Source organism: Halomonas sp. THAF12 (assembly GCF_009363675.1).
GTDB lineage: Bacteria > Pseudomonadota > Gammaproteobacteria > Pseudomonadales > Halomonadaceae > Halomonas > Halomonas smyrnensis.
In genome coordinates, this window is the sequence record NZ_CP045399.1 from 848,848 (window position 1) to 871,916 (window position 23,069).

19 protein-coding genes are annotated in these 23,069 nt (G+C 70.5%); 18 read left to right on the top strand and 1 reads right to left on the bottom strand.

Translation table 11 applies throughout. From position 1 onward, the window contains the following. Window positions 1–12 precede the first annotated feature (12 nt). The 9 genes from thiL to FIU88_RS03885 all read left to right on the top strand — a co-directional run bounded on the left by thiL (window position 13) and on the right by FIU88_RS03885 (window position 12,100). Window positions 13–966 carry a thiamine-phosphate kinase gene (thiL, locus tag FIU88_RS03845; RefSeq protein ID WP_152478257.1) on the top strand — a complete coding sequence of 318 codons (954 nt, stop codon included), beginning with the start codon at window positions 13–15 and terminating at the stop codon, window positions 964–966. Continuing rightward, window positions 963–1,436, top strand: a complete 474-nt coding sequence (locus FIU88_RS03850) for a phosphatidylglycerophosphatase A (protein WP_016856164.1) — start codon at window positions 963–965, stop codon at window positions 1,434–1,436. The genes thiL and FIU88_RS03850 overlap by 4 nt, the downstream gene beginning before the upstream one ends. Window positions 1,437–1,486: 50 nt before the next feature. Further along, complete coding sequence (locus FIU88_RS03855) at window positions 1,487–2,728, top strand: DUF945 family protein (RefSeq protein ID WP_152478258.1); 1,242 nt, start codon at window positions 1,487–1,489, stop codon at window positions 2,726–2,728. Window positions 2,729–2,806: 78 nt separating this feature from the next. Beyond that, window positions 2,807–5,236, top strand: a complete 2,430-nt coding sequence (gene lon, locus FIU88_RS03860) for an endopeptidase La (RefSeq protein ID WP_016856162.1) — start codon at window positions 2,807–2,809, stop codon at window positions 5,234–5,236. A gap of 325 nt (window positions 5,237–5,561) precedes the next feature. Then, window positions 5,562–6,566 carry a thiamine ABC transporter substrate binding subunit gene (gene thiB, locus FIU88_RS03865; RefSeq protein WP_152478259.1) on the top strand — a complete coding sequence of 335 codons (1,005 nt, stop codon included), beginning with the start codon at window positions 5,562–5,564 and terminating at the stop codon, window positions 6,564–6,566. Then, window positions 6,563–8,263, top strand: coding sequence for a thiamine/thiamine pyrophosphate ABC transporter permease (gene thiP, locus FIU88_RS03870; protein ID WP_152478260.1), 1,701 nt, complete (start codon window positions 6,563–6,565; stop codon window positions 8,261–8,263). The genes thiB and thiP overlap by 4 nt, the downstream gene beginning before the upstream one ends. After that, a complete protein-coding gene (locus FIU88_RS03875; protein WP_152478261.1) occupies window positions 8,247–8,903 on the top strand; it encodes an ATP-binding cassette domain-containing protein in 657 nt (218 codons plus the stop codon). Before thiP ends, FIU88_RS03875 begins: the two co-directional genes overlap by 17 nt. A gap of 170 nt (window positions 8,904–9,073) precedes the next feature. Beyond that, window positions 9,074–10,918 carry a dihydroxy-acid dehydratase gene (gene ilvD / locus FIU88_RS03880; protein WP_152478262.1) on the top strand — a complete coding sequence of 615 codons (1,845 nt, stop codon included), beginning with the start codon at window positions 9,074–9,076 and terminating at the stop codon, window positions 10,916–10,918. A gap of 90 nt (window positions 10,919–11,008) precedes the next feature. Further along, window positions 11,009–12,100 (top strand): oxidoreductase, encoded by a 1,092-nt coding sequence (locus FIU88_RS03885; RefSeq protein WP_152478263.1) that lies wholly within the window; start codon window positions 11,009–11,011, stop codon window positions 12,098–12,100. A 66-nt stretch (window positions 12,101–12,166) separates the two neighbouring features. Here FIU88_RS03885 and nudE read toward each other — a convergent pair whose 3' ends face one another. Further along, window positions 12,167–12,754: an ADP compounds hydrolase NudE gene (gene nudE, locus FIU88_RS03890; RefSeq protein ID WP_152478264.1), complete on the bottom strand. Its 588-nt coding sequence runs from the start codon at window positions 12,752–12,754 to the stop codon at window positions 12,167–12,169. A 402-nt stretch (window positions 12,755–13,156) separates the two neighbouring features. Between nudE and yrfG the strand changes: the two genes are divergently transcribed. From yrfG to rsd, 9 genes are all read left to right on the top strand, one after another. After that, complete coding sequence (gene yrfG, locus FIU88_RS03895) at window positions 13,157–13,834, top strand: GMP/IMP nucleotidase (RefSeq protein ID WP_152478265.1); 678 nt, start codon at window positions 13,157–13,159, stop codon at window positions 13,832–13,834. Then, window positions 13,831–14,211, top strand: coding sequence for a ribosome-associated heat shock protein Hsp15 (gene hslR / locus FIU88_RS03900; RefSeq protein WP_152478266.1), 381 nt, complete (start codon window positions 13,831–13,833; stop codon window positions 14,209–14,211). The genes yrfG and hslR overlap by 4 nt, the downstream gene beginning before the upstream one ends. 135 nt (window positions 14,212–14,346) lie before the next feature. Beyond that, window positions 14,347–15,222: an Hsp33 family molecular chaperone HslO gene (gene hslO / locus FIU88_RS03905; RefSeq protein WP_016856153.1), complete on the top strand. Its 876-nt coding sequence runs from the start codon at window positions 14,347–14,349 to the stop codon at window positions 15,220–15,222. A 237-nt stretch (window positions 15,223–15,459) separates the two neighbouring features. Further along, window positions 15,460–17,007 (top strand): phosphoenolpyruvate carboxykinase, encoded by a 1,548-nt coding sequence (locus tag FIU88_RS03910; RefSeq protein WP_152478267.1) that lies wholly within the window; start codon window positions 15,460–15,462, stop codon window positions 17,005–17,007. 149 nt (window positions 17,008–17,156) lie between these two features. Continuing rightward, a complete protein-coding gene (gene msrB / locus FIU88_RS03915; RefSeq protein WP_016856151.1) occupies window positions 17,157–17,663 on the top strand; it encodes a peptide-methionine (R)-S-oxide reductase MsrB in 507 nt (168 codons plus the stop codon). Between the two features lie 86 nt (window positions 17,664–17,749). Further along, window positions 17,750–20,122, top strand: a complete 2,373-nt coding sequence (locus FIU88_RS03920; RefSeq protein WP_152478268.1) for a Tex family protein — start codon at window positions 17,750–17,752, stop codon at window positions 20,120–20,122. Between the two features lie 136 nt (window positions 20,123–20,258). Beyond that, entirely contained in the window at window positions 20,259–21,881 is a 1,623-nt protein-coding gene (gene gshA, locus FIU88_RS03925) for a glutamate--cysteine ligase (protein WP_253742703.1), read from the top strand. Next, window positions 21,878–22,429 (top strand): disulfide bond formation protein B, encoded by a 552-nt coding sequence (locus FIU88_RS03930; RefSeq protein WP_152478270.1) that lies wholly within the window; start codon window positions 21,878–21,880, stop codon window positions 22,427–22,429. The genes gshA and FIU88_RS03930 overlap by 4 nt, the downstream gene beginning before the upstream one ends. An 85-nt stretch (window positions 22,430–22,514) precedes the next feature. Beyond that, window positions 22,515–23,006: a sigma D regulator gene (gene rsd / locus FIU88_RS03935; RefSeq protein WP_016856147.1), complete on the top strand. Its 492-nt coding sequence runs from the start codon at window positions 22,515–22,517 to the stop codon at window positions 23,004–23,006. Window positions 23,007–23,069: the final 63 nt, after the last annotated feature.

Here is a 23,069-nt window from a genome sequence, read left to right on the forward strand (position 1 = left end):
GGCCTCGATCCGATGTCCAGCGAATTCGAGCTGATCGCCCGTCATCTCGCGCCGACGCCCGCGGCCAGCGCCGCCGGCGTCAGCCTCGGGGTCGGCGACGACTGCGCGCTGCTCGCGCCCACGCCGGGCATGCGGCTGGCGGTGAGCGTCGACACCTCGGTGGCCGACGTGCACTTTCCCGCCGATGCCCCGCCCAGGGCCATCGGCCATCGGGCGCTGGCGGTCAGCCTCAGCGACCTGGCCGCCATGGGTGCCCGGGCGCGCTGGTGCCTGATGTCGCTGACCCTGCCCGAGGCCGATGACGCCTGGGTCGCGGACTTCGCGGCCGGCTTTCATGCCCTGTGCGACGCCAGCGGCGTGGCGCTGGCCGGCGGCGACGTCACCCGCGGCGAGCTGGCGGTGGGCGTGACGGTGATGGGCGAGGTGCCCGAGCGCGAGGCGTTGACCCGCGCCGGCGCCCGGCCCGGCGAGGTGGTCGCGGTGACCGGCGCCCTCGGCGCCGGCGCCGGCGGCCTGGCCCGCTGGCAGGCCGGCGAGCGCGCTTGCGACGACGCCCTGCTGCGCCGCTACCTGCGCCCGGAGCCGCGGCTCGCCGCCGGCCTGGCGCTGCGCGAGCTGGCCTCCGCCGCGATCGACGTCTCGGACGGCCTGCTGGCCGATCTCGGTCATCTGTGCGCGGCCTCCGGCGTGGGCGCCGCGCTGACGCCCGAGGCGCTGCCGCTGGCCGAGGGCCTGGCGGCGGCGCTCGGCGACGACGATGCCATGGACGCGGCCCTTCGCGGCGGCGACGACTACGAACTGCTGGTGACGCTGCCCGAGGCGCACCTCGAGCCGGCTCGGGCGCGGCTGGCGGCCGAGGGCCTGGCACTGACCGCGATCGGCCGGGTGCGCGAGGCCCCCGGCATCACCGGCGCGGCGCCGCACGGCGCCGCGGGCTGGCAGCACTTCTCAGGAGACACGCCATGAACCGCGCCCCCCAGAGCGTCTGGCACCGGCCGGTCCACTTCCTCGCCTTCGGGTTCGGCAGCGGCGCCGTGCCCTTCGCCCCGGGCACCGTCGGCACCGTGGCGGCCATTCCCTTCTACTGGCTGATGTCCGAGTTGCCGCTCGGCTGGTACCTGTTCGTGGTGGCCATCACCTTCGTGTGGGGCATCTGGCTGTGCGAGAAGACCTCCCGCGACCTCGGTGTCCACGACCACTCGGGCATCGTCTGGGACGAGTTCGTCGGCTACTGGCTGACCATGATGGCGGTGCCCTTCTCCTGGGAGGCCGCCCTGTGGGGCTTCGTGGTCTTCCGGGTGTTCGACGTCTTCAAGCCCTGGCCGATTCGCTGGGCCGACCGCCGCGTGGCCGGCGGCTTCGGCATCATGATCGACGACGTCCTCGCCAGCGCCTATGCCTGGTGTACCATGCACCTGTGGTTCTGGCTCCACTGAGGTCGACGCCTCGGCCCGGGGCAGGGCGTCTCGTCGACAAGGAGTGAGCGATGCGCAAGGAGCGCCTGATCGTGCCGGTGCTGGCGGTGCTGGCCCTGGCCTGGGCCGTGGCCCAGACCCTCGCCGGCCTGCTGTTCGAGCGCGAGCTGGCGCGGGTCGTCGCCGAGCTTCGCCAGGGCGGCGAGCTGAGCGTGCGGCGCAGCGACGTCGAGCGCGGCTGGTTGACCTCCCACGGCGTGATCCACCTGGCGCCGCTGTTCGGCAACGCCTGGCACCTCGACCTCGTCTATCGCGCCCGGCATGGCGTGCTGGAGACTCGCCTGGACGGCACCCTGCGGCCCCATGCGCCCGAGATCGAGCCCGACCACGGCGCGGTGCGCGCCACGCCGCCGCGCTGGGACGCCCACTTCCGCCCCTATTCCTCGACCCTCGATGCCACCCTGGAACTCGCCCCGGTGGTCTTCCGCCAGCAGGATCGCACCCTGACCCTGCAGGGCGGCCGGGTCGCCGTGCACGGCGACGTCGGCGACTGGCGGCTGCGCGCGCGGCTGGCGGAGCTGCACCTCGATGACGGCGAGAGCCGCCTCAGCGCCGGCCCGCTGGTGCTGGAGAGCCGCTTCTCCTACACCCGAGACGTCTTCCACTTCAACCAGCACGATCATCTGCGGATCCAGAACCTGGCCTGGCGCTCGCCGGAGCTGGCCTTCGACGCCGAGCAGCTCGGCCTGACGGCGCGCACCGTGCTGGACGCCGAGGAGCTGCGGCTCAAGGCCCGGCTCGACGTCGGCGAGGTGCTCTCCGGCGACGAGGTGCTGCTGACCGGCGAGCTGGCCGGCGAGCTGTCGCGCCTCGACGCCGACGCCCTGCGCGCGCTGGCGGCCCGGCTTCACCACGAGGCGCTCCGCGGGCACGCCGCGGCGGATGCCCCTTCCCTGAGCGAGACGCTGCCCCCGGCGCTGCGCGCGCTGCTGGCGGACTCGCCGCGGCTGGATATCCTCGAGGCCGACCTGGAGAGCCCCATGCTGGGGCTGTCGCTGGACGGCGAGGGCGTGCTGGTCTTCGATGCCCGCGATCTCGACGCCCTCGAGCCGCTGGCGCTGGACACCGAGGCGGAGCGCGCGGCCTGGCGCGAGCGGCTCGACGGCGACTTCCTGTGGCAGCCGCTGCCGCCGGTGATCGCGCTGGGGCTGGGGCTGCCGCTGGACACCCGGGAACTGCAGATCGACGTGGTCGGCGGCAAGGTGAGAATCAACGGCCGGCCGCTGCCGCCGGTGCTCGAACGTTGGCGATGACTTGAAGTTCGGCCTCGTCGCCCGCATTGCGGAAGCATCACGGGTCGAGAAGTCCCGTCCCTTCAGGATGAGGTACGCATGAGCGAAGACGATCAGCGCTACGAACAGGACGGCCTGGAATGGGTCCAGGCCGACACGGATGGCGAGCTGGACCTCGACGAGGGCGCCGGCCACGCGGTGGTGCCGGCCAGCGATACCCTGCCCGAGCGGCTCTATCTGCTGCCGATCCACAACCGCCCCTTCTTCCCCGCCCAGGTCCAGCCGCTGGTGATCAACCGCGAGCGCTGGGAGGACACCATCGGCCGGGTCGGCAACACGCCGCACCACATGGTCGGCCTGGCCTTCGTCGGCGAGGCCGGCGTCGAGGACCTGAGCCCCGGCGACTTCCCCGAGATGGGCACCGCGGTCAAGGTGCACAAGCTGCAGGGCGAGGACTCGCAGCTGCAGTTCATCGCCCAGGGCATGCGCCGCTTCCGCATCCAGCGCTGGCTGTCCAAGGAGCCGCCCTATCTGGTCGAGGTCAGCTATCCCCGCGAGCCGGTGGACGCCGAGGACGAGGAGACTCGCGCCTACGCCATGGCGCTGATCAACGGCATCAAGGAGCTGCTGCCGATCAACCCGCTCTACGGCGAGGAGCTCAAGCACTACCTCAACCGCTTCAGCCCCCACGAGCCGGGGCCGCTGACCGACTTCGCCGCCGCCATCACCTCGGCCAAGGGGCCGGAGCTGCAGGACGTGCTGGAGTCGCTGCCGGTGATGGAGCGCATGCAGAAGGTGCTGCCGCTGCTGCGCAAGGAGATCGACGTCGCCCGGCTGCAGAGCGAGATCAGCGAGCAGGTCAACGCCCAGATGCAGGAGCGTCAGCGCGAGTTCTTCCTGCGCGAGCAGCTCAAGATCATTCAGCGCGAGCTGGGCATCTCCAAGGACGACCGCGAGAACGACGTCGACACCTTCCGCGCCCGCCTCGAGGACAAGGCGGTGCCGGAGCGCGTGCAGGAGCGCATCGACGACGAGCTCGACAAGCTCTCGGTGCTGGAGACCGGCTCGCCGGAGTACGGCACCACCCGCCACTACCTGGACTGGCTGACCTCGCTGCCCTGGGGCCTGACCAGCGACGACCAGCTCGACCTGGGCCACGCCCGCGAGGTGCTGAACCGCGACCACGACGGCCTTTCGGACGTGAAGGAGCGCATCGTCGAGTTCCTCGCCGAGGGCACCTTCAAGGGTGACGTCGGCGGCTCCATCCTGCTGCTGGTGGGCCCGCCGGGTGTCGGCAAGACCTCCGTGGGGCGCTCCATCGCCGAGGCGCTGGGTCGCGAGTTCTATCGCTTCTCGGTGGGCGGCATGCGCGACGAGGCCGAGATCAAGGGCCACCGCCGCACCTACGTCGGCGCCATGCCCGGCAAGCTGGTGCAGGCGATCAAGGAGGTCGGCGTCGAGAACCCGGTGATCATGCTCGACGAGATCGACAAGCTCGGCCAGTCCTTCCAGGGCGACCCGGCCTCGGCGCTGCTCGAGGTGCTCGACCCGGAGCAGAACGTCGACTTCCTCGACCACTACCTGGACGTGCGGCTGGACCTGTCCAAGGTGCTGTTCGTGTGCACCGCCAATACCCTGGACTCGATCCCGGCGGCGCTGCTTGACCGCATGGAGCAGATTCGCCTCTCCGGCTACATCGCCCAGGAGAAGATGGCCATCGCCAAGCATCACCTGTGGCCCAAGCTGCTCGAGCGCGATCGCATCCCCAAGAAGCGCCTCAATCTCACCGACGCCGCGCTGCGCCAGGTGATCGAGGGCTACGCCCGCGAGGCCGGGGTGCGCCAGCTCGAGAAACAGCTGCACCGCATCGTGCGCAAGTCGGCGGTCAAGCTGCTCGAGGATGACCAGCAGACGGTCAAGGTCTCGGTGAAGAACCTCGAGGAGTTCCTCGGCGCGCCGACCTTCCGCAAGGAGAAGGTGATGAAGGGCGAGGGCGTGGTCACCGGCCTGGCCTGGACCGCCATGGGCGGCGCGACCCTGTCGGTGGAGGCCGGCAAGGTGCACGCCCTGGACCGCGGCTTCAAGCTCACCGGCCAGCTTGGCGACGTGATGAAGGAGTCCGCCAACATCGCCTACAGCTACGCGCTGGGCCATCTCGGCGAGTACGGCGCCGACCCGGACTTCTTCGACTCCGCCTTCGTGCACCTGCACGTGCCGGAGGGCGCCACGCCCAAGGACGGCCCCTCGGCCGGCGTGACCATGACCACCGCGCTGCTGTCGCTGGCCAAGCACCGGCCCATCGACCGGCCGCTGGCGATGACCGGCGAGCTGACCCTGACCGGCCACGTGCTGCCGGTGGGCGGCATCCGCGAGAAGGTGATCGCCGCCCGCCGCAGCGAGATCTTCGAGGTGATCCTGCCCGAGGCCAACCGCCGCGACTACGAGGAGCTGCCGGACTACCTCAAGGAGGACGTCACGGTGCACTTCGCGGGGCACTATCGGGATGTGGCCAAGGTCGTGTTCGGATAACAAGGCGCTGAGGTCGAGCCACAAGGGGCGCCGGGGACAGGTTGCAGCGGGGGTTTTTGCCATGGGTGAGGCGGATCCCGCCGAACGGGCTGGCCATGGATGGCCAGCACCGGCCCTGCAAGCGGAGCAGGATGCGAGAGCGCCGCAGGGCAAAAGTTAGCGCCCAGGGAAGGGTTCATAGCGCCCCGCGGAGACCTGTCGCCGGACAAGCCCCGGATAACCCCATCCCTCCGTAACGCGCTCGCCGATGGCATAATGGCGGGCGCGTTTTCGTGTCCGACTCCCCACTTCTCGTTTCCTCCTTCTCGAACAAACAGGAATGTCCATGGCTCCCAAGGTTCAGGCCGTCGGTGCGTCGCTGGCCGCGCTGCTGGCCGTCGGCGTCGCTCAGGCCGACGAGACCCTCACCGTCTACACCTACGACTCCTTCGTCTCCGAGTGGGGACCGGGGCCCGGCATCGAGGAGGCCTTCGAGGCCCGCTGCGGCTGCGATCTCGCGTTCGTCGCGCTGCCCGGCGGCGTCGACATCCTCCAGCGGCTGCGTCTCGAGGGGCAGGACACCGCCGCCGACGTGGTGCTGGGGCTCGACATGAACCTGATGGCCGAGGCCCGCGCGCTGGACCTGCTGGCGCCCCACGGCGTCGACGCCGGCGCCCTCGACCTGCCCCTCGACTGGAGCGACGACACCTTCCTGCCCTACGATTGGGGCCACTTCGCCTTCGTCTACGACACCGAGCAGCTCGAGACGCCGCCCGGGAGCTTCGAGGCACTGCTCGACGCCCCGGACGACGTCAAGGTGATCCTCCAGGACCCGCGCACCAGCGTCACCGGCCAGGGGCTCTTGCTGTGGATCAGGAAGGTCTACGGCGAGCGGGCGCCCGAGATCTGGGCGCGCCTCAACGAGCGCGTGCTGACCGTCACCAACGGCTGGAGCCAGGCCTACTTCTCGCTGTTCATGAACGGCGAGGCGCCGATGGTGCTGTCGTATGCCACTTCGCCGGCCTACCACATGGCCGTCGAGGGCACCGATCGCTACCAGGCCGCCGAGTTCGACGACGGCCACTACCTGCAGGTGGAGACCGCGGCCCGGTTGGCGACCAGCGAGCATCCCGCGCTCGCCCGCGAGTTCCTGGCCTTCATGCTGACGCCGGACTTCCAGCGCCATATTCCGCTGGGCAACGTCATGCATCCGGCCATCGACCTCGGCGACGAGCTGCCCGAGGTCTATGAGCGGCTGATCGCCCCCGAGAGCCTGACCTTCACGCCTGAGGCGGTGAAGGCGCATCGCCGCGAGTGGATCCGCGAGTGGCGCAACGCCGCCGCCCGATGAGCCCGACCACGCGCTGGGCCACGCATTCGCGCTGGCCCCTGGCAGCCGGCATCGCGGCGCTCGTCGCGGTGGCGGGGCTCGGGCTCGGCAGCCTCGGCGCGCTGCTGTGGCAGGCCCGGGAGCTGCATCCGGCGATGCTGTGGCAGGAGCCGTGGCTCGCCGCCGTGCTGCGCTTCACCCTGTGGCAGGCGAGCCTGTCCACGCTGCTGTCGATCGGCCTGGCGATTCCCGTGGCCCTGGCGCTGGCCCGGCGGCCGCGCTTCCTCGGCCGTCGCCTGCTGCTGCGGGCCATGGAGCTGTCGCTGGTGATCCCGAGCCTGATCGCGCTGTTCGGGCTGGTCGCCGTGCACGGCCGGCGTGGCTGGCTGGCGCCGCTGCGCGATGGGCTCGGCGGGGTGCCCGACGACTATCTCTACGGCCTCTCCGGCATCGTGCTGGCCCATGTCTTCTACAACCTGCCACTGGCCGCGCGGCTGATGCTGCAGGCCCTGGAGGAGGCGCCGGCGGCCCAGTGGCGCCTGGCCGGCCAGCTGGGGCTGTCTCGCGGCGCGCTGTGGCGGGCGCTGGAGTGGCCGCGGCTGGCGCCGCTGCTGCCGCGGCTCGCGGCGCTGGTGTTCACGCTGTGCTTCACCAGCTTCGCCATCGTCATGACCCTGGGCGGCGGGCCGGCCTCCTCGACCCTGGAAGTGGCGCTCTACCAGGCCATGAAGTTCGACCACGACCTGGCCCTGGCCGCGCTGCTGGCGCTGACTCAGCTGGCGATCTGCCTGACGCTGTGGCTGCTCGCGCTGTCCCGCGGCGGCACCCCGTCGCTGGCGGTGGGGGCGCGCCCGGGCCGGCCCGCCGGGCGCTGGTGGCGCCGCGATGCCCGGGGGCTCTCGCGGCTCACCGATGCGATGTGGCTCACCGGGCTGGCCGCGCTGCTGCTGCCGCCGCTGGCGGCGGTGCTGGTGGCCGGGGTGATCGGCCTGCCGGAGATGCCGCGCGGCGCAAGCCTGTGGCCCGCGGCGCTGCGTAGCCTCTCGATGGCGCTCGGCGCCGGGCTCGGTGCGCTGGCGCTGGCCGTGGCGCTGCTGGCCGGGCGCCAGTGGCTGCGCGACCGACAACGGCCGCTTCTCGCCGCGCTGATGGAGGGCGGCGGCCAGCTGATCCTGGTGATCCCGGCGCTGGTGTTCGGCACCGGCCTGTTCCTGCTGCTGCGCCCGCGGCTCGGCAGCGGCTGGGAGGGCTACGCCCTGGTGGTGCTGGTCAATGCCTTCATGGCGCTGCCCTTCGCCATGCAGGTGGTCCGCGGCGCGCTGCCGGGGCTCTCGGCGCCGGAGCGGCGGCTGGCCGACCAGCTCGGGGTGCGTGGCGTCGCGCGGCTGCGCTGGCTGCAGTGGCCGCGGCTGCGCCGCCCGCTGGCCCTGGCGCTGGCCTACGCGATGACGCTGTCGCTCGGCGACTTCAGCGTGATCGCGCTGTTCGGCAGCCCCGCGGCGCCGACCCTGCCGATGCTGCTGTTCCAGCAGCTGGGCGGCTACCGCTGGCAGGGCGCGGCGGCCACCGCGCTGCTGCTGCTGGCCCTGGTGGCGCTGGTGTTCGCCGCGCTCGACCGTCTGACCCGGCGCACGCCACGCTATCCCTGGCGCGATGCCCGATGCCGTCCCCCACAACAGGCCTCGCCGCAAGGAGGCGCCGATGCTCGACTGCCATGACCTGACCTTCCACTACAGGCGCTGCGATCCCGGCGAGACGCCGGACTTCCGCTTCGCCTTCCGGCTCGCGCCGGGAGAATGCCTGTCGGTGGAGGGGCCGTCGGGGGCCGGCAAGAGCACGCTGCTGGCGCTGCTGGCCGGCTTCCTCGAGCCCGGCGGCGGGCGGCTCGACTGGGCGGGGGAGGACCTGCTGGCGCGGCCGCCCTGGGAGCGCGGCATCACCACCGTCTTCCAGGAGCACAACCTGTTCGATCACCTGCCGGTGTGGCTCAACGTGGGCCTCGGCCTGGCGCCGGACATGAGGGTCACCGGCGAGCAGAAGACGCGCATCCGCGAGGGGCTGGCCGAGGTCGGGCTCGAGGGCCTCCACGACCGGCTGCCCGACGAGCTCTCCGGCGGCCAGCGCCAGCGGGTGGCGCTGCTGCGCGCGCTGCTGCGGGGCGCGCCGCTGCTGCTGCTCGACGAGCCCTTCACCGGGCTCGACGACGCCACCCGGCGCGGGCTGTGGGAGCTGGTGCGCCGCCAGAAGGCGGCCGGCGTGGCGGTGCTGCTGGTCAGCCACGACCGCGACGACATCGAGGCCCTGGCCGACCGCCGCTGCCGGCTCGAGGACGGGCGGCTGGTGGCGATCGGCGACTAGCCCTCAAGGGCCGGCAGGGAGGGGCGTGGCGCTGGCCTGTCGCCCGGGGGCATGACAGAATCGCCATACTGGACACCAAGACCGCCCGGGACCTCGCCGACGCGTCGCGCGAGCCCATCGCGCTCGTGCGCGCGAGGCCACGGACGGCAGCAGCATATCAAGAGGACACCATGCCCGAGTATCGCTCCCGCACCACCACCGCCGGCCGCAACATGGCCGGTGCCCGCGCCCTGTGGCGCGCCACCGGCATGAAGGATGACGACTTCCACAAGCCGATCATCGCGGTGGCCAACTCCTTCACCCAGTTCGTGCCCGGCCACGTCCACCTCAAGGACATGGGCCAGCTGGTGGCTCGCGAGATCGAGAAGGCCGGCGGGGTGGCCAAGGAGTTCAACACCATCGCCGTGGACGACGGCATCGCCATGGGCCACGACGGCATGCTCTATTCGCTGCCGAGCCGGGACATCATCGCCGACAGCGTCGAATACATGGTCAACGGCCACTGCGCCGACGCCCTGGTGTGCATCTCCAACTGCGACAAGATCACCCCCGGGATGCTGATGGCCGCCATGCGCCTCAACATCCCGGTGATCTTCGTCTCCGGCGGCCCCATGGAGGCCGGCAAGACCAAGCTCCTGGACCACGGCCTCGACCTGGTCGACGCCATGGTCATGGCCGCCGACGACTCGGTGGACGACGAGACCCTGAGCGAGATCGAGCGCAGCGCCTGCCCGACCTGCGGCAGCTGCTCCGGCATGTTCACCGCCAATTCCATGAACTGCCTGACCGAGGCATTGGGCCTGGCGCTGCCGGGCAACGGCACCCTGCTGGCCACCCACGGCGACCGCCGCCGGCTGTTCGAGACCGCAGGCCATCGCATCGTCGAGCTGGCCAAGCGCTACTACGAGAATGAGGAGGCGCACCTGCTGCCGCGCGCCATCGGTTCCAAGGCGGCGTTCAAGAACGCCATGACCCTGGACATCGCCATGGGCGGTTCCACCAACACCATCCTCCACCTGCTGGCCGCGGCCCAGGAGGCGGAGATCGATTTCGACATGGACGACATCGATCGTTTGTCCCGCGAGGTGCCACAGCTGTGCAAGGTGGCGCCCAACACCCAGAAGTACCACATCGAGGACGTGCACCGCGCCGGCGGCATCATGGCGATCCTCGGCGAGCTGGACCGCGCCGGCGTGCTGGATACCCGGGTGCCCACCGTCTACGGCGACAGCCTGGCCGAGGCCCTCGAGCAGTGGGACATCATGCGCTCGCCGAGCGCCGAGACGGTGGAGTTCTACAAGGCCGGCCCCGGCGGCATCCCGACCCAGACCGCGTTCTCCCAGAGCGCGCGCTGGCCGAGCCTCGACGGCGACCGCGCCACCGGTTGTATCCGCGACTACGAACACGCCTTCTCCAAGGAGGGCGGCCTGGCCGTGCTCAAGGGCAACATCGCCCTCGACGGCTGCGTGGTGAAGTCCGCCGGCGTCGACGAGTCGATCCTGGTCTTCGAGGGCCCGGCCCACGTGGTCGAATCCCAGGACCAGGCGGTGGAGCACATCCTCGACGGCAAGGTGGTCGAGGGCGAGGTGGTGGTGATCCGCTACGAGGGGCCGAAGGGCGGCCCGGGCATGCAGGAGATGCTCTACCCGACCTCGTACCTGAAGTCGAAGGGCCTGGGCAAGGGCTGCGCGCTGCTGACCGACGGCCGCTTCTCCGGTGGCACCTCGGGCCTGTCGATCGGCCATGCCTCCCCGGAGGCCGCCGCCGGCGGCGCCATCGGCCTGGTCCGGAGCGGTGACATCATCCGCATCGACATCCCCAACCGCAGCATCGACGTGAAGCTCTCCGACGAGCAGCTCGCCGAGCGTCGCCGCGCCGAGGAAGCCCGCGGCCGCGACGCCTGGAAGCCGAGCATCCAGCGCGTGCGCAAGGTCTCGGCGGCGCTCAAGGCCTATGCGCTGCTGGCCACCTCCGCCGACAAGGGCGCGGTGCGCGATCTGTCCAAGCTCGACTGAGCCTCCGGCCCCGGCAACGGCCGGGGCCTCTTTTCCTACACGCTCGACTATCGCCAAGATAACGACTCGATCCAGCAGGGAAGCCTCGCAATGAAGACCCAGACCCTCAACGTCGGCCTGATCGGTTTCGGCATGGCCGGTCGCACCTTCCACGCGCCGCTGATCCAGACCGCGCCGGGCCTCGAGCTCTCCGCCGTGGTCTCCAGCGACGCGGAGCGCGTCCAGGCGATCTATCCCGAGGTCACGGTGCACGCCAAGGCGGCGGCGCTGTTCGCCGACCCGGAGATCGATCTGGTGGTGATCGCCACGCCCAACGAGACCCACTTCCCGCTGGCCAAGGCGGCGCTGGCCAAGGGCAAGCACGTGGTGCTCGACAAGCCCTTTGCCGTGTCGCTGGCCGAGGCGCGCCAGCTCAAGACCCTGGCCGACGGCGCCGAGCGCCTGCTCAGCGTGTTCCACAACCGGCGCTGGGACAGCGACTTCCTGACCCTCAAGGGGCTGCTCGACGAGGAGCGCCTGGGCCGGGTGGTCGAGGTGGAATCGCGCTTCGACCGCTTCCGCCCGACGGTGCCCGACCGCTGGCGCGAGCAGCATCGCCCCGGCAGCGGCATCTGGTTCGACCTGGGGCCGCACCTGCTCGATCAGGTCCGGGCGCTGTTCGGCATGCCCCGCGCGATCCTGCTGGAGCTCGCCACGCTGCGTGACGGCGCCGAGATCGACGACGACTTCCAGGCGGTGCTGGAGTACGACCACCTGCGCGTCACGCTCAAGGCCAGCACCCTGGTGGCCGAGCCCACGCCGCGCTGGCGGGTCAACGGCACCCGCGGCAGCTTCGTCAAGTACGGCCTCGACCCGCAGGAGGGCTGGCTCAAGGCCGGCGAGATCCCGCAGCCGGCCTGGGGCGTCGACCCCTCGCCGGGGCGGCTGACGCTGAACGAAGGGGAGGGCGATGAGGTCGCGCTGGTGCATCACGAGGTCGAGGCCGTGCCGGGCGACTACCGCGCCTACTACGACGCCATCGCCCGCACCCTGCTGCGCGGCACGCCGCCGCCGGTGAGCGTCGACGAGGCGCTGGACGTGATGAGCCTGCTCGAGGCGGGGCTGGACAGCTATCGCCAGGGGCGCTGGGTCAAGCTCAAGGAAGGCGGCAGCCTGCCGCGCCGGCTGCACGCCAAGGGCTGAGACGCTCGCCGCTTCCTCACTCGCCGCTTCCTCGTACGCCGGGGAAGCGGCGCTTCTCTATCGGGCCTACCAGATCGAGGGGCGAGTGCTCTCGGTACGCATCCTGTCCCGGGCGATGTAGAGGGCCGCGATGGCGCGGGCCTCGTGGAAGTCCTCCCGGGCGAGCAGCGCGCCGATCTCGTCGATGGCGTGGGTCTCGACGATCAGCGGCTCCGGCTCGTCGCCGGGCAGGCGCTTCGGATAGAGATCGGTGGCCAGCATCACCTGCATGCGGTGACGCATGTAGTTCGGTGCCAGGGTCAGCTCCACCAGCGGCTCCAGGCGGTGGGCGCCGAAGCCGCATTCCTCCATCAGCTCGCGATTGGCCGCGGTGACCAGGTCCTCGCCCGGATCCACCAGCCCCTTGGGCAGGGTCAGGGCATAGTCCTCGACGCCGGCGGCGTACTCGCGGATCAGCAGCACGTGCTCGGGATCGGGCATGGCCACGATCATCACCGCGCCGACGCCGCGCCCGGTGCCGCCCAGCCGCTCGAAGGTGCGCTCGGCGCCGTTGGAAAAGCGCAGCTCCATCTCCTCGACGTTGAACAGCCGGCTGCGGGCGACGCTGCGCCGGGCCAGGACGTGCGGCTTGTGGGGGGCATGGTCGTCGGTCATGGGATCTCCGGTCGTTCGGCGGGGCCATTGCAGTGGAACATGATGAGAGACGCCGTGGACAGGTCGAAGCGAGGGTCCTACGCCAGGGGTGAGAAGCAATGCTTCGAACGGGCTGGCCATGGATGGCCAGCACCGGCCCTGCCAGCGGCGCAGGAAGCTTAAGCGCCGCAGGGCGTCGGTAGCGCCCATGGAAGGGTTTACAGCGCCCTCGCGAAGGCCTGTCGACGGACCAGCCTCATCATCCACTAAATTGATAGCGACAATCGGGGCGATAGCCCGGGTCGGTCGGGCGCTGGAATGCGTCCTCGGCATCGTTTGGGTACACTACCACGTCTTTCCCCCGGCGGACGTCACCGCGTCGTCGCCGACCCGCCCGACAGGCGTCCATCCCTAAGGAGTCCCATGATCGACTGGCGCGCCATCGATACCGTCCTTCTCGACATGGACGGCACCCTGCTGGACCTGCACTTCGACAGCCACTTCTGGCTGGAGCACCTGCCGCGCCGCTACGTGGAGCTTCACCGGCTCGACGAGGCGAGTCAGGAGGCGATCCGCGCGCGCATCCTGCGCGAGCAGGGCACGCTCAACTGGTACAGCCTGGCCTACTGGAGCCGCGAGCTGGACGTCGACATCCTGGCGCTCAAGCGCGAGGTTCAGCACCTGATCGGCCTGCGCAGCGACGCCCTGGACTTCCTGCGCTGGCTGAAGCGCGCCCATCCACGCGTGGTGCTGGCCACCAACGCCGACCGCGAGAGCCTGGCGCTGAAGCTGCCGCTGACCGGGCTGGAGGACTACCTGGACGCCATCGTCTCCTCCGCCGATCTCGGCGTGCCCAAGGAGGCCCAGGAGTTCTGGTTCTCGCTGCAGGAGGTCGAGCCCTTCGACCCGGCCCGCACGCTGTTCATCGACGACAACGCGGCGGTGCTGGAGAGCGCCCGCGAGTACGGCATCCGCCACCTGCTGGGCATCAAGCAGCCCGACAGCCGGCGGCCCGAGAAGGCACTCGAGGAGTTCATCGCCCTCGACCGCTTCGCCGCCATCCTGCCCCAGGAGCGGCCCGGCGACGAGGAGGGCGCATGAGCGGCGTGCGTCTCGACAAGTGGTTGTGGGCGGCGCGCTTCTTCAAGACCCGGGCGCTGGCCAAGAAGGCCATCGAGGGCGGCAAGGTGCATTACAACGGCGGCCGCGCCAAGACCAGCAAGGCCGTGGAAGTCGGCGCCCTGATCCGCGTGCCCCAGGGCTGGGACACCTGGGAGGTCGAGGTGATGGCGCTGTCCGAGCAGCGTCGCGGCGCCCCGGAGGCGCGCGAGCTCTATCGCGAGACCGCCGAGAGCGAGGCGCGGCGGACCAAGGAAGCCGAGAGCCGTCGCCAGGCCAACCAGGCCATGCAGCACCCGCTCAAGCGCCCCGACAAGAAGCAGCGACGCGAGATCAAGCGCTTCATGCGCGGCGACTGAGCCGAGCGGCGCCAGACACCGGTGTCGCCGGCGCGGGAAGACGCGCGGGGCGCACCTTCCGCGCCCCGGGGCCATCGTCTTCCCTATCCTATATCCATCCCGACTTCCCGATTTCATTACGATCAGGCAAGCATCATGAGTGATCAGATTCAGCGTTTCCTCTTCGAGGAGACCAATGTCCGCGGCGAGATCGTCACCCTCCAGGAGGCGCACGCCGAGGTCATGGAGCGCCACGAGTATCCCCCGGCGGTGACCCGCCAGCTGGGCGAGCTGCTGGCCGCGGTGGCCCTGCTTACCGAGACCGTCAAGCTCGACGGCACCATGAGCATCGAGGTCCGCGGCGACGGCCCGCTGTCGCTGCTGATGGCCGAGTCCAACCCCGGCGGCGAGCTGCGCGCCATCGCCCGGCTCGACGAGGACGCGGCGATCCCCGCCGAGGACGCGAGCTTCACCGAGCTGGTCGGCCAGGGCAAGGTGACCATCACCCTGGACCCGCGCGAGGGCCATCGCTATCAGGGCATCGTGGCGCTGACCCGCGACAGCCTGGCCGGCTGCCTGGAGGACTACTTCGCCCAGTCCGAGCAGCTGCCCACCCGCCTGTGGCTGGCCGACGACGGCCAGCGTGCCGCCGGCCTGCTGCTGCAGCGCCTGCCCGACGAGGCGCAGAACCAGGACGACGACGCCTGGGAGCGCACCGTGCACCTGGCCTCGACCCTGTCCGACGCCGAGCTGCTCGGGGTCGAACAGCGCGAGCTGCTGCACCGTCTCTATCACGAGGAGACCGTGCGGGTCTTCGAGCCCAAGGCGCTGCGCTTCGCCTGCACCTGCTCCCGCGAGCGCATCGCCGGCGCCCTGCTGTCGCTGGGCAGCGCCGAGCTGCGCGACATCCTCGCCGAGCAGGGCGGCATCGCCACCCAGTGCCACTTCTGCCACACCCGCTACGAGTTCACCCTCGCCGAGGTGGAGGCGATGCTCGAGGACCCCGAGGGCCCGCCCCCGACCGTCCACTGAGCCGGCGCCGGCGCGTCGCCAGGGTCGTCGGCGCGCTAGTAAAATTACGAGAAAGTCGTTGATCTGGCGGCATTTCCTGCCACTCGACTTGTTTGTCATACTCCCCGGACTCATCCGCGTTCCGGTCGTCGCCTCACAAGACGGTCAACCGCAAGCGGCCTCCGGGGATGGGACGAGACCGCATCGCGGACGCCCGGCAAACGAGAGAGAAGGGCCTCGAGGCCCAGGAATCGCCACATGACAACGACACGACACGCCACGACCCACCTCAACCTGTCCAGCGCCGAGCTGATCGAGCGGGCGCTGGCCAATGGCGAGGGCCGCCTGTCCGCCCAGGGCGCGCTGGTGGTCAATACCGGGGCGCGTACCGGCCGCTCACCCGGGGACCGCTTCATCGTCGACGAGCCCACCACCCGGGACGCCATCGACTGGGGCAGCGTCAACCGACCCTTCGACGCCGAGCGTTTCGAGGCCCTGTGGGCGCGTGTCGAGGCGTTTCTCGACGGCGACGAGCACTACGTCTCCGAGCTGCATGTGGGCAGCGATCCGGCCCACTATCAGCCGGTGCGGGTCACCACCCGGACCGCCTGGCACAACCTCTTCGGCCGCACCCTGTTCGTGCGCCCCGAGGTCTTCAATCCCTCGTCCAAGACCGAGTGGCGCATCCTCAATGCGCCGGACTTCGCGTGCGACCCGGCCCGCGACGGCACCCGTTCCGATGGCTGCGTGATTCTCGACTTCGCCGGCCGGCGGGTGCTGATCGCCGGCATGCGCTATGCCGGCGAGATGAAGAAGGCAATGTTCTCGGTGCAGAACTTCCTGCTGCCCGAGGCCGACGTGCTGCCCATGCACTGCAGCGCCAACGTCGGCGAGAACGGCGAGACCACGCTGTTCTTCGGCCTCTCCGGCACCGGCAAGACGACCCTCTCCGCCGACCCGTCGCGCTACCTGATCGGCGACGACGAGCACGGCTGGGGGCCGGGCACCGTGTTCAACATCGAGGGCGGCTGCTACGCCAAGTGCATCGACCTCTCGGCGAAGAACGAGCCGGTGATCTGGAACGCCATTCGCTTCGGCACCGTGCTGGAGAACGTGGTGCTCGACGAGCAGCGCGTGCCGGACTACACCGACGATCGCCTGACCCAGAACTCCCGCGCCGCCTATCCCCTCGAGCACATCGACAAGCGTGTCGCCGAGAACCGCGCCGGCGAGCCCAATGCCATCGTCTTTCTGACCTGCGACATGAGCGGCGTGCTGCCGCCGGTCTCGGTGCTCTCCAAGGAAGCGGCGGCCTATCACTTCCTGTCCGGCTACACCGCCAAGGTGGGCTCCACCGAGATGGGCGCCTCCGAGGGCCTGGAGGCGACCTTCTCGACCTGCTTCGGCGCGCCGTTCTTCCCGCGGCCGGCCCGGGTCTATGCCGACCTGCTGGTCAAGCGCGTGGCCGAACGGGACGCCCAGGTCTATCTGGTCAACACCGGCTGGACCGGCGGCGCCTACGGGGAAGGCGGCGAGCGCTTCTCGATTCCCACCACCCGGGCCATCGTCGAGGCGATCCAGAGCGGGGCGCTGCGCGGCGCCGAGACGCGCCGGCTCGAGGGGCTCAATCTCGAGGTGCCCACTGACGTGCCCGGCGTCGACGCCACGCTGCTCGACCCGCGCGAGACCTGGGCCGACAAGGCCGCCTACGATCGCAAGCGCGATGAACTGGCCGCCAAGTTCGTGGACAACTTCAAGAAGTTCGAGGGCGTGAGCCCGGCGATCGTCGAGGCCGGTCCGGCCTGATCGTTCGATGAACCGGCGCCTCGGCGCCGGGTCCCAGAGGGAGGCGCCATCCGGCGGCTCCCTCCTTTTTTGGCCGGGAGTCCGCCGTGAAGGTAAGGATGTGGTGGCGGGGCCGACCAAGGGCCATCTCGTATCAACGGAGGCGCATCATGAAACGACGCAATTTCCTGGGGCTGCTGGGGATCGGCGGCCTGGCCGGCGTGCTGCCTGGCCTGGCCCTGGCGCGGCCCAAGCTCGACCTCGAGCCTGCTTCCGGCCTCGAGACGCTCGAGCTCAGCGAGGCCGAATGGCGCGAGCGGCTGTCCGAGGCGCGCTTCGAGATCCTGCGCGAGGCCGGCACCGAACCAGCGTTCTCGAGCCCGCTGGACAAGGAGACCCGCGAGGGCGAGTACCGCTGTGCCGGCTGCGATCTGACGCTCTTCACCAGCGACATGAAGTACGACTCCGGCACCGGCTGGCCGAGCTTCTTCACCCACGTGGAGGGGCATCTGCTGACGGAGCTGGATCTGGTCCTGCTGATCCCGCGCACCGAATACCACTGCGCCCGCTGCGGCGGCCATCAGGGCCACGTGTTCGAGGACGGCCCCGAGCCCAGCGGGCTGCGCTGGTGCAACAACGGCCTGGCGCTGCGCTTCGTGCCCGCCTCGGGCGCCTGAGCGAAGCGCGAGCCGCTGCGCCTCCCGGCGCCGCCGGGGGTGTGGTACCTTGTCGCGATCGTCTGTCCCGGATTGCCAAGGATTACATGGACGCACAAGCCAAGATCATCGATCGTCTCGCCGAGGAGCTCGGCGTTCGCGGGCCCCAGGTGTCGGCCACCGTGGAACTGCTCGACGGCGGGGCCACCGTGCCCTTCATCGCCCGCTACCGCAAGGAAGTCACCGGCGGGCTGGATGACACCCAGCTGCGCCAGCTGCACGAGCGGCTGGGCTACCTGCGCGAGCTGGAGGAGCGCCGCGAGGCGGTGCTGGCCAGCATCGACGAGCAGGGCAAGCTGACGCCCGAGCTCTCCGCCAGCCTCCGCGCCGCCGACACCAAGCAGCGCCTGGAAGACCTCTACCTGCCGTATCGCAAGAAGCGTCGCACCAAGGCGCAGCTCGCCCGCGAGGCCGGCCTCGAGCCGCTGGCGGACGCGCTGCTGGCCGACCCCTCGCGCGACCCCGAGGCCGAGGCCGCGAACTACCTGCGTGCCGCCGACGGCGACATTCCCGCCATCGAGGACGCCAAGGCCGCCCTGGACGGCGCCAAGCAGATCCTGATGGAGCGCTTCGCCGAGGAGGCCGAGCTGGTCGGCCGGCTGCGCGAGCGGCTGTGGAGCGACGGCGAGCTCTCCTCGTGGCTGATCGCCGGCAAGGAGCAGGAGGGCGCCAAGTTCTCCGACTACTTCGAGCACGACGAGCCGCTGGCCAAGGCGCCCTCGCACCGGGCGCTGGCGATGTTCCGCGGCCGCAACGAGGGCGTGCTGGCGCTGACCCTGCGCCTGCCCGGCGAGGAGGAGGCCGCCGTGCATCCGGCCCAGGTGGCGATCGCGAAGCACTTCGAGATCGCCGATCAGGGCCGTCCCGCCGATCGCTGGCTGGCCGAGGTGGTGCGCTGGACCTGGCGGGTCAAGCTCTACACCCATCTCGAGACCGAGCTGATGGGCCGGCTGCGCGAGCGCGCCGAGCTCGAGGCCATCGAGGTGTTCGCTGCCAACCTCAAGGACCTGCTGCTGGCCGCGCCGGCGGGCCAGAAGGCCACGCTTGCCATCGACCCGGGCCTGCGCACCGGCTGCAAGGTGGCGGTGGTCGACGCCACCGGCCGCTTCCTCGAGCACGCCACGATCTTCCCCCATGCCCCGCGCAACCAGTGGGACGAGTCGCTGGCCGTGCTGGCGCGGCTGGTGAACAAGCACGACGTGGCCCTGGTGGCGGTGGGCAACGGCACCGCCAGCCGCGAGACCGACAGGCTGGCCGGCGATCTGGTCAAGGCGCTGGCCGACAAGCGGCGGCTGTCCAAGGTCATGGTCAGCGAGGCCGGCGCCTCGGTGTACTCGGCCTCGGAATACGCCGCCCGGGAGCTGCCCGAGCTCGACGTGACCATCCGCGGCGCGGTCTCCATCGCCCGCCGGCTGCAGGATCCGCTGGCCGAGCTGGTCAAGATCGAGCCCAAGTCGATCGGCGTCGGCCAGTACCAGCACGACGTCTCCCAGGTGCAGCTCTCGCGCAGCCTGGAGGCGGTGATCGAGGACTGCGTGAACGCCGTGGGCGTCGATCTGAATACCGCCTCCAGCGCGCTGCTGTCGCGGGTCGCCGGCCTCAATGCCGGGCTGGCCGAGAACATCGTCGCCCGCCGCGACGCCGAGGGCGCCTTCGCCAGCCGCAAGCAGCTGCTCGACGTCAGCCGCCTGGGGCCCAAGACCTTCGAGCAGTGTGCCGGCTTCCTGCGCATCATGGGCGGCGACAATCCGCTGGACGCCAGCGCCGTGCACCCCGAGGCCTATCCGCTGGTCGAGCGCATCGCCCAACGGAGCCGGCGCGAGCTGGGCGGGCTGATCGGCGACAGCGCCACCCTCAAGGCCTTGAAGCCCGCCGACTTCGCCGACGAGCGCTTCGGCGTGCCCACCGTCAGCGATATCCTCAAGGAGCTCGACAAGCCGGGCCGCGACCCGCGCCCCGAGTTCAAGGCGGCCGAGTTCCGCGAGGGCGTCGAGACGCTCAAGGACCTGGAGCCCGGCATGGTGCTCGAGGGCAGCGTCACCAACGTCACCCACTTCGGCGCCTTCGTCGACATCGGCGTGCATCAGGACGGCCTGGTGCACATCTCGGCGCTGTCCGACACCTTCGTCGAGGACCCGCGCTCGGTGGTCAAGGCCGGCGACATCGTCAAGGTCAAGGTGATGAGCGTGGATCTCGAGCGCGCCCGCGTCGGGCTCTCCATGCGCCTCGACGACCAGCCCGGCGAGGACGGCCAGCCGACCAAGCGTGGCGGCGAGCGCCAGGGCCGAAAGGCCCCGCGCAAGGGCGGCGGCGGTCGCGGCCAGGGGCAGGGCGGCAAGGGGCAGCAGGGTGGCGGCCAGAACGACGGCCAGCTCGGTGCCCTGGGCGCGGCGATGCTCAAGGCCAGGAAGGATAAGTAGGCCGGGCGGTCGATTAGCCGGCTTACCTTGAATCGCCGAGTTTCGGCACCATAATCTGAGGTCTTTGCGGGTGCCGAGGCGCCCGAAACGTCCACCGGGATGCCGGCACCGGCGTCCCCGACACGGGGTGATCACCTTGTCCGAACCGCTTTCCCCCCACATCGAGCGCCTCGGCCGGCTGGCCGACCAGGGGCGTTTCGGTCGTCTGCGCCGCGGCATCGAGAAGGAAGGGCTGCGCGTCGACGCCGCGGGGCGCATCGCCCAGAGCCCGCATCCCCGGGCGCTGGGCTCCAAGCTCACCCATCCGCACATCACCACCGACTACTCCGAGGCGCTGCTGGAGTACATCACGCCGGTCTACAGCCGCCCGGAAGACGCCCTGGATTTCCTCGCCGACCTGCACCGCTTCAGCTATCGCCAGCTGGACGAGGAGCGGATCTGGCCGGCCAGCATGCCGGCCCGGCTCGACGGCAACGACAGCGTGCCGATCGCCGACTACGGCGACTCCAACGTGGGGCGCATGAAGCACGTCTATCGCCGTGGCCTGGACGTGCGCTACGGGCGGATCATGCAGGCGATCGCCGGGGTGCACTACAACGTCTCGCTGCCCGACGACCTGTTCACGCTGCTGCGCGAGCTGGACGGCGAGGGCGAGACGGCGATGCAGGACTATCGCTCGGCGCGCTATTTCGCGCTGATCCGCAACTTCCGCCGCCACAGCTGGCTGCTGCTGTACCTGTTCGGCGCCTCGCCGGCGGTCGACCGCAGCTTCCTGCCCGACGGCCGGGTGCCGGAGGGGCTCGAGGCCCACGGCGACGAGACGCTGGTCTCGCGCCATGCGACCAGCCTGCGCATGTCCGACCTGGGCTACCAGAACAAGGTGCAGGAGCAGCTCAAGATCTGCTTCAACTCGCTGTCGAACTACGTCAACACCCTGCGCCACGCCATCTTCACGCCCTGGCCCGACTACGAGGCCCGCGGCGTGCGGGTGGACGATGAGTGGTACCAGCTCAACGCCAACATCCTGCAGATCGAGAACGAGTACTACAGCGACATCCGGCCCAAGCGAGTGGCGCGTCACGACGAGACGCCCAGTCAGGCGCTGGAGGCTCGCGGCGTGGAGTACATCGAGGTGCGCTGCCTGGACCTCAATCCCTTCGATCCGCTGGGCATCGACGCCCACCAGAGTCGCTTCATCGACGTCTTCCTGCTGTGGTGCCTGCTCACCGACAGCCCCTGGATCTCCGACGAGGAGTGCGAGCACCTGGACTTCAACCGCCGCCTGGTGGTGTCCCGCGGGCGCGACCCGGAGCTGCGCCTCGACCACCACGGCGCCAAGCGCTCGATCGCCGACTGGGGCGGAGAGATCTTTGAAGGGCTCGGCGAGATCGCCGCGCTGCTGGATCGCCTCGAGGAGGGCACGCCCCACGCCGACGCCCTGGCGGCGCTGGCGCCGCGGCTCGAGGATCCGTCGCTGACGCCGTCCGGCCGCCTGCTCGAACGCCTGGAGAGCAGCGGCGAGGAGTTTGTCGAGGCAATCCTGGCGCTGGCCGGCGAGCAGGGCGAGCGCCTGCGCGAGGAACCCATCGAGCGCGCCCGCGGGGCGCTGTTCGACCAGCTGATGGAGACCTCCCATCACCAGCAGGGCGACATCGAGGCCGCCGACGTCGAGTCCTTCGCCGACTTCCTGGCCGACTACTTCGCCCGGGCGCGGGAGTCGCGCGCCTTCAGCCCGCTGCGTTCGGGAGAACGGACATGATCGAGATGCTGCGCGAGGCGCGCGTGCGCGGCTGGAGCCTGGCCGGCCTGGCCTTCTGCGTGCTGATGATGGCGGTGGCCCTTGGGCTGGAGCATGTCGGCGGGCTCGAGCCCTGTCCGCTGTGCATCTTCCAGCGGGTGGCGGTGATCGCCGCCGGCGTGGTGTTCGCCGTGGCGGCGCTGCACGATCCCAAGGGCCGGCTCGGGGCGGCGCTCTACGGGCTGCTCTCGCTGCTGGCGGTGGGCACCGGCATCGGCCTGGCCGGCCGCCACCTGTGGCTGCAGTCGCTGCCTGCCGACCAGGTGCCGACCTGCGGCCCCGGCCTCGACTACATGATGGAAGTGCTGCCGCTGCAGCAGGTGGTGACCATGGTGCTCAGCGCCTCCGGCGAGTGCGCCGAGATCAGCGCGCGCTTCCTCGGACTGTCGCTGCCGGGCTGGACGCTGATCGGCTTCGTGGTGCTGGCGCTGGCGCCGCTGGGCCTGATGTGGCGGGCCCTGCAGTCCCATCACGGCTATCGTTGGTCGGAGGAGGCGAAGCAGGATTGACAGCGCCCGCCCCAGGGAGGACTCTGAGTCTCCAGACCGGGCGGTTGGGTGTCCGCGGTCGGTTCCATCGAGCGAGGGAAGCACCATGCTGGAAGACTGCAAGAGCGCGCAGGAGCGCTGGGGGGGCGTTCACAGGTTGATCGATCGCTGGCTTGGCGAGCGGCGCACGCTGCTGGCGAACTTCGACGAGCTCAAGGCGGCCTGTGATGCCGACCCGGAGGAGGTCACCAAGCCGCGCATCGATGCCTTCAGCGAGCTGCTGATGGACTACATCAGCGCCGGGCACTTCGAGATCTACCCCCAGCTCAAGGCCGAGGCCGAGGCCTTCGAGGACGGCGGCGCCCTCGACCTTGCCGAGCGCCTGCTCGAACGCCTCGAGATGTCCACCGAGCTGGTGCTGGCCTTCGACGAGGACTACGCCACGCCGGTGCGCTGCCAGCACTACCTGACGCGGCTGCCGGCCTGGCTGGACCGCCTGTCCAAGGGCCTGGGTGAGCGCTTCTCGCTGGAAGACCGCCTGATCGCCCGGCTCCACGCCGCCCATGCCCCCGAGGCGAGGGCGTCCAGCGGCGCCTGATGCCTGCCTGCTGCGCGTGCGTCGCACGTCGAATTGAGTTTTGTGCAGCGCAGGCATACCATT

Coding starts and splice junctions, on each gene's coding strand:
- FIU88_RS03875 (WP_152478261.1), top strand. CDS start 8,247: ATGCTCGACTGCCATGACCTGACCTTCCACTACAGGCGCTGCGATCCC.
- FIU88_RS03920 (WP_152478268.1), top strand. CDS start 17,750: ATGGACGCACAAGCCAAGATCATCGATCGTCTCGCCGAGGAGCTCGGC.
- thiL (WP_152478257.1), top strand. CDS start 13: ATGTCCAGCGAATTCGAGCTGATCGCCCGTCATCTCGCGCCGACGCCC.
- hslR (WP_152478266.1), top strand. CDS start 13,831: ATGAGCGGCGTGCGTCTCGACAAGTGGTTGTGGGCGGCGCGCTTCTTC.
- FIU88_RS03855 (WP_152478258.1), top strand. CDS start 1,487: ATGCGCAAGGAGCGCCTGATCGTGCCGGTGCTGGCGGTGCTGGCCCTG.
- FIU88_RS03910 (WP_152478267.1), top strand. CDS start 15,460: ATGACAACGACACGACACGCCACGACCCACCTCAACCTGTCCAGCGCC.
- rsd (WP_016856147.1), top strand. CDS start 22,515: ATGCTGGAAGACTGCAAGAGCGCGCAGGAGCGCTGGGGGGGCGTTCAC.
- msrB (WP_016856151.1), top strand. CDS start 17,157: ATGAAACGACGCAATTTCCTGGGGCTGCTGGGGATCGGCGGCCTGGCC.
- ilvD (WP_152478262.1), top strand. CDS start 9,074: ATGCCCGAGTATCGCTCCCGCACCACCACCGCCGGCCGCAACATGGCC.
- nudE (WP_152478264.1), bottom strand. CDS start 12,754: ATGACCGACGACCATGCCCCCCACAAGCCGCACGTCCTGGCCCGGCGC.
- thiP (WP_152478260.1), top strand. CDS start 6,563: ATGAGCCCGACCACGCGCTGGGCCACGCATTCGCGCTGGCCCCTGGCA.
- hslO (WP_016856153.1), top strand. CDS start 14,347: ATGAGTGATCAGATTCAGCGTTTCCTCTTCGAGGAGACCAATGTCCGC.
- thiB (WP_152478259.1), top strand. CDS start 5,562: ATGGCTCCCAAGGTTCAGGCCGTCGGTGCGTCGCTGGCCGCGCTGCTG.
- FIU88_RS03850 (WP_016856164.1), top strand. CDS start 963: ATGAACCGCGCCCCCCAGAGCGTCTGGCACCGGCCGGTCCACTTCCTC.
- yrfG (WP_152478265.1), top strand. CDS start 13,157: ATGATCGACTGGCGCGCCATCGATACCGTCCTTCTCGACATGGACGGC.
- FIU88_RS03930 (WP_152478270.1), top strand. CDS start 21,878: ATGATCGAGATGCTGCGCGAGGCGCGCGTGCGCGGCTGGAGCCTGGCC.
- FIU88_RS03885 (WP_152478263.1), top strand. CDS start 11,009: ATGAAGACCCAGACCCTCAACGTCGGCCTGATCGGTTTCGGCATGGCC.
- lon (WP_016856162.1), top strand. CDS start 2,807: ATGAGCGAAGACGATCAGCGCTACGAACAGGACGGCCTGGAATGGGTC.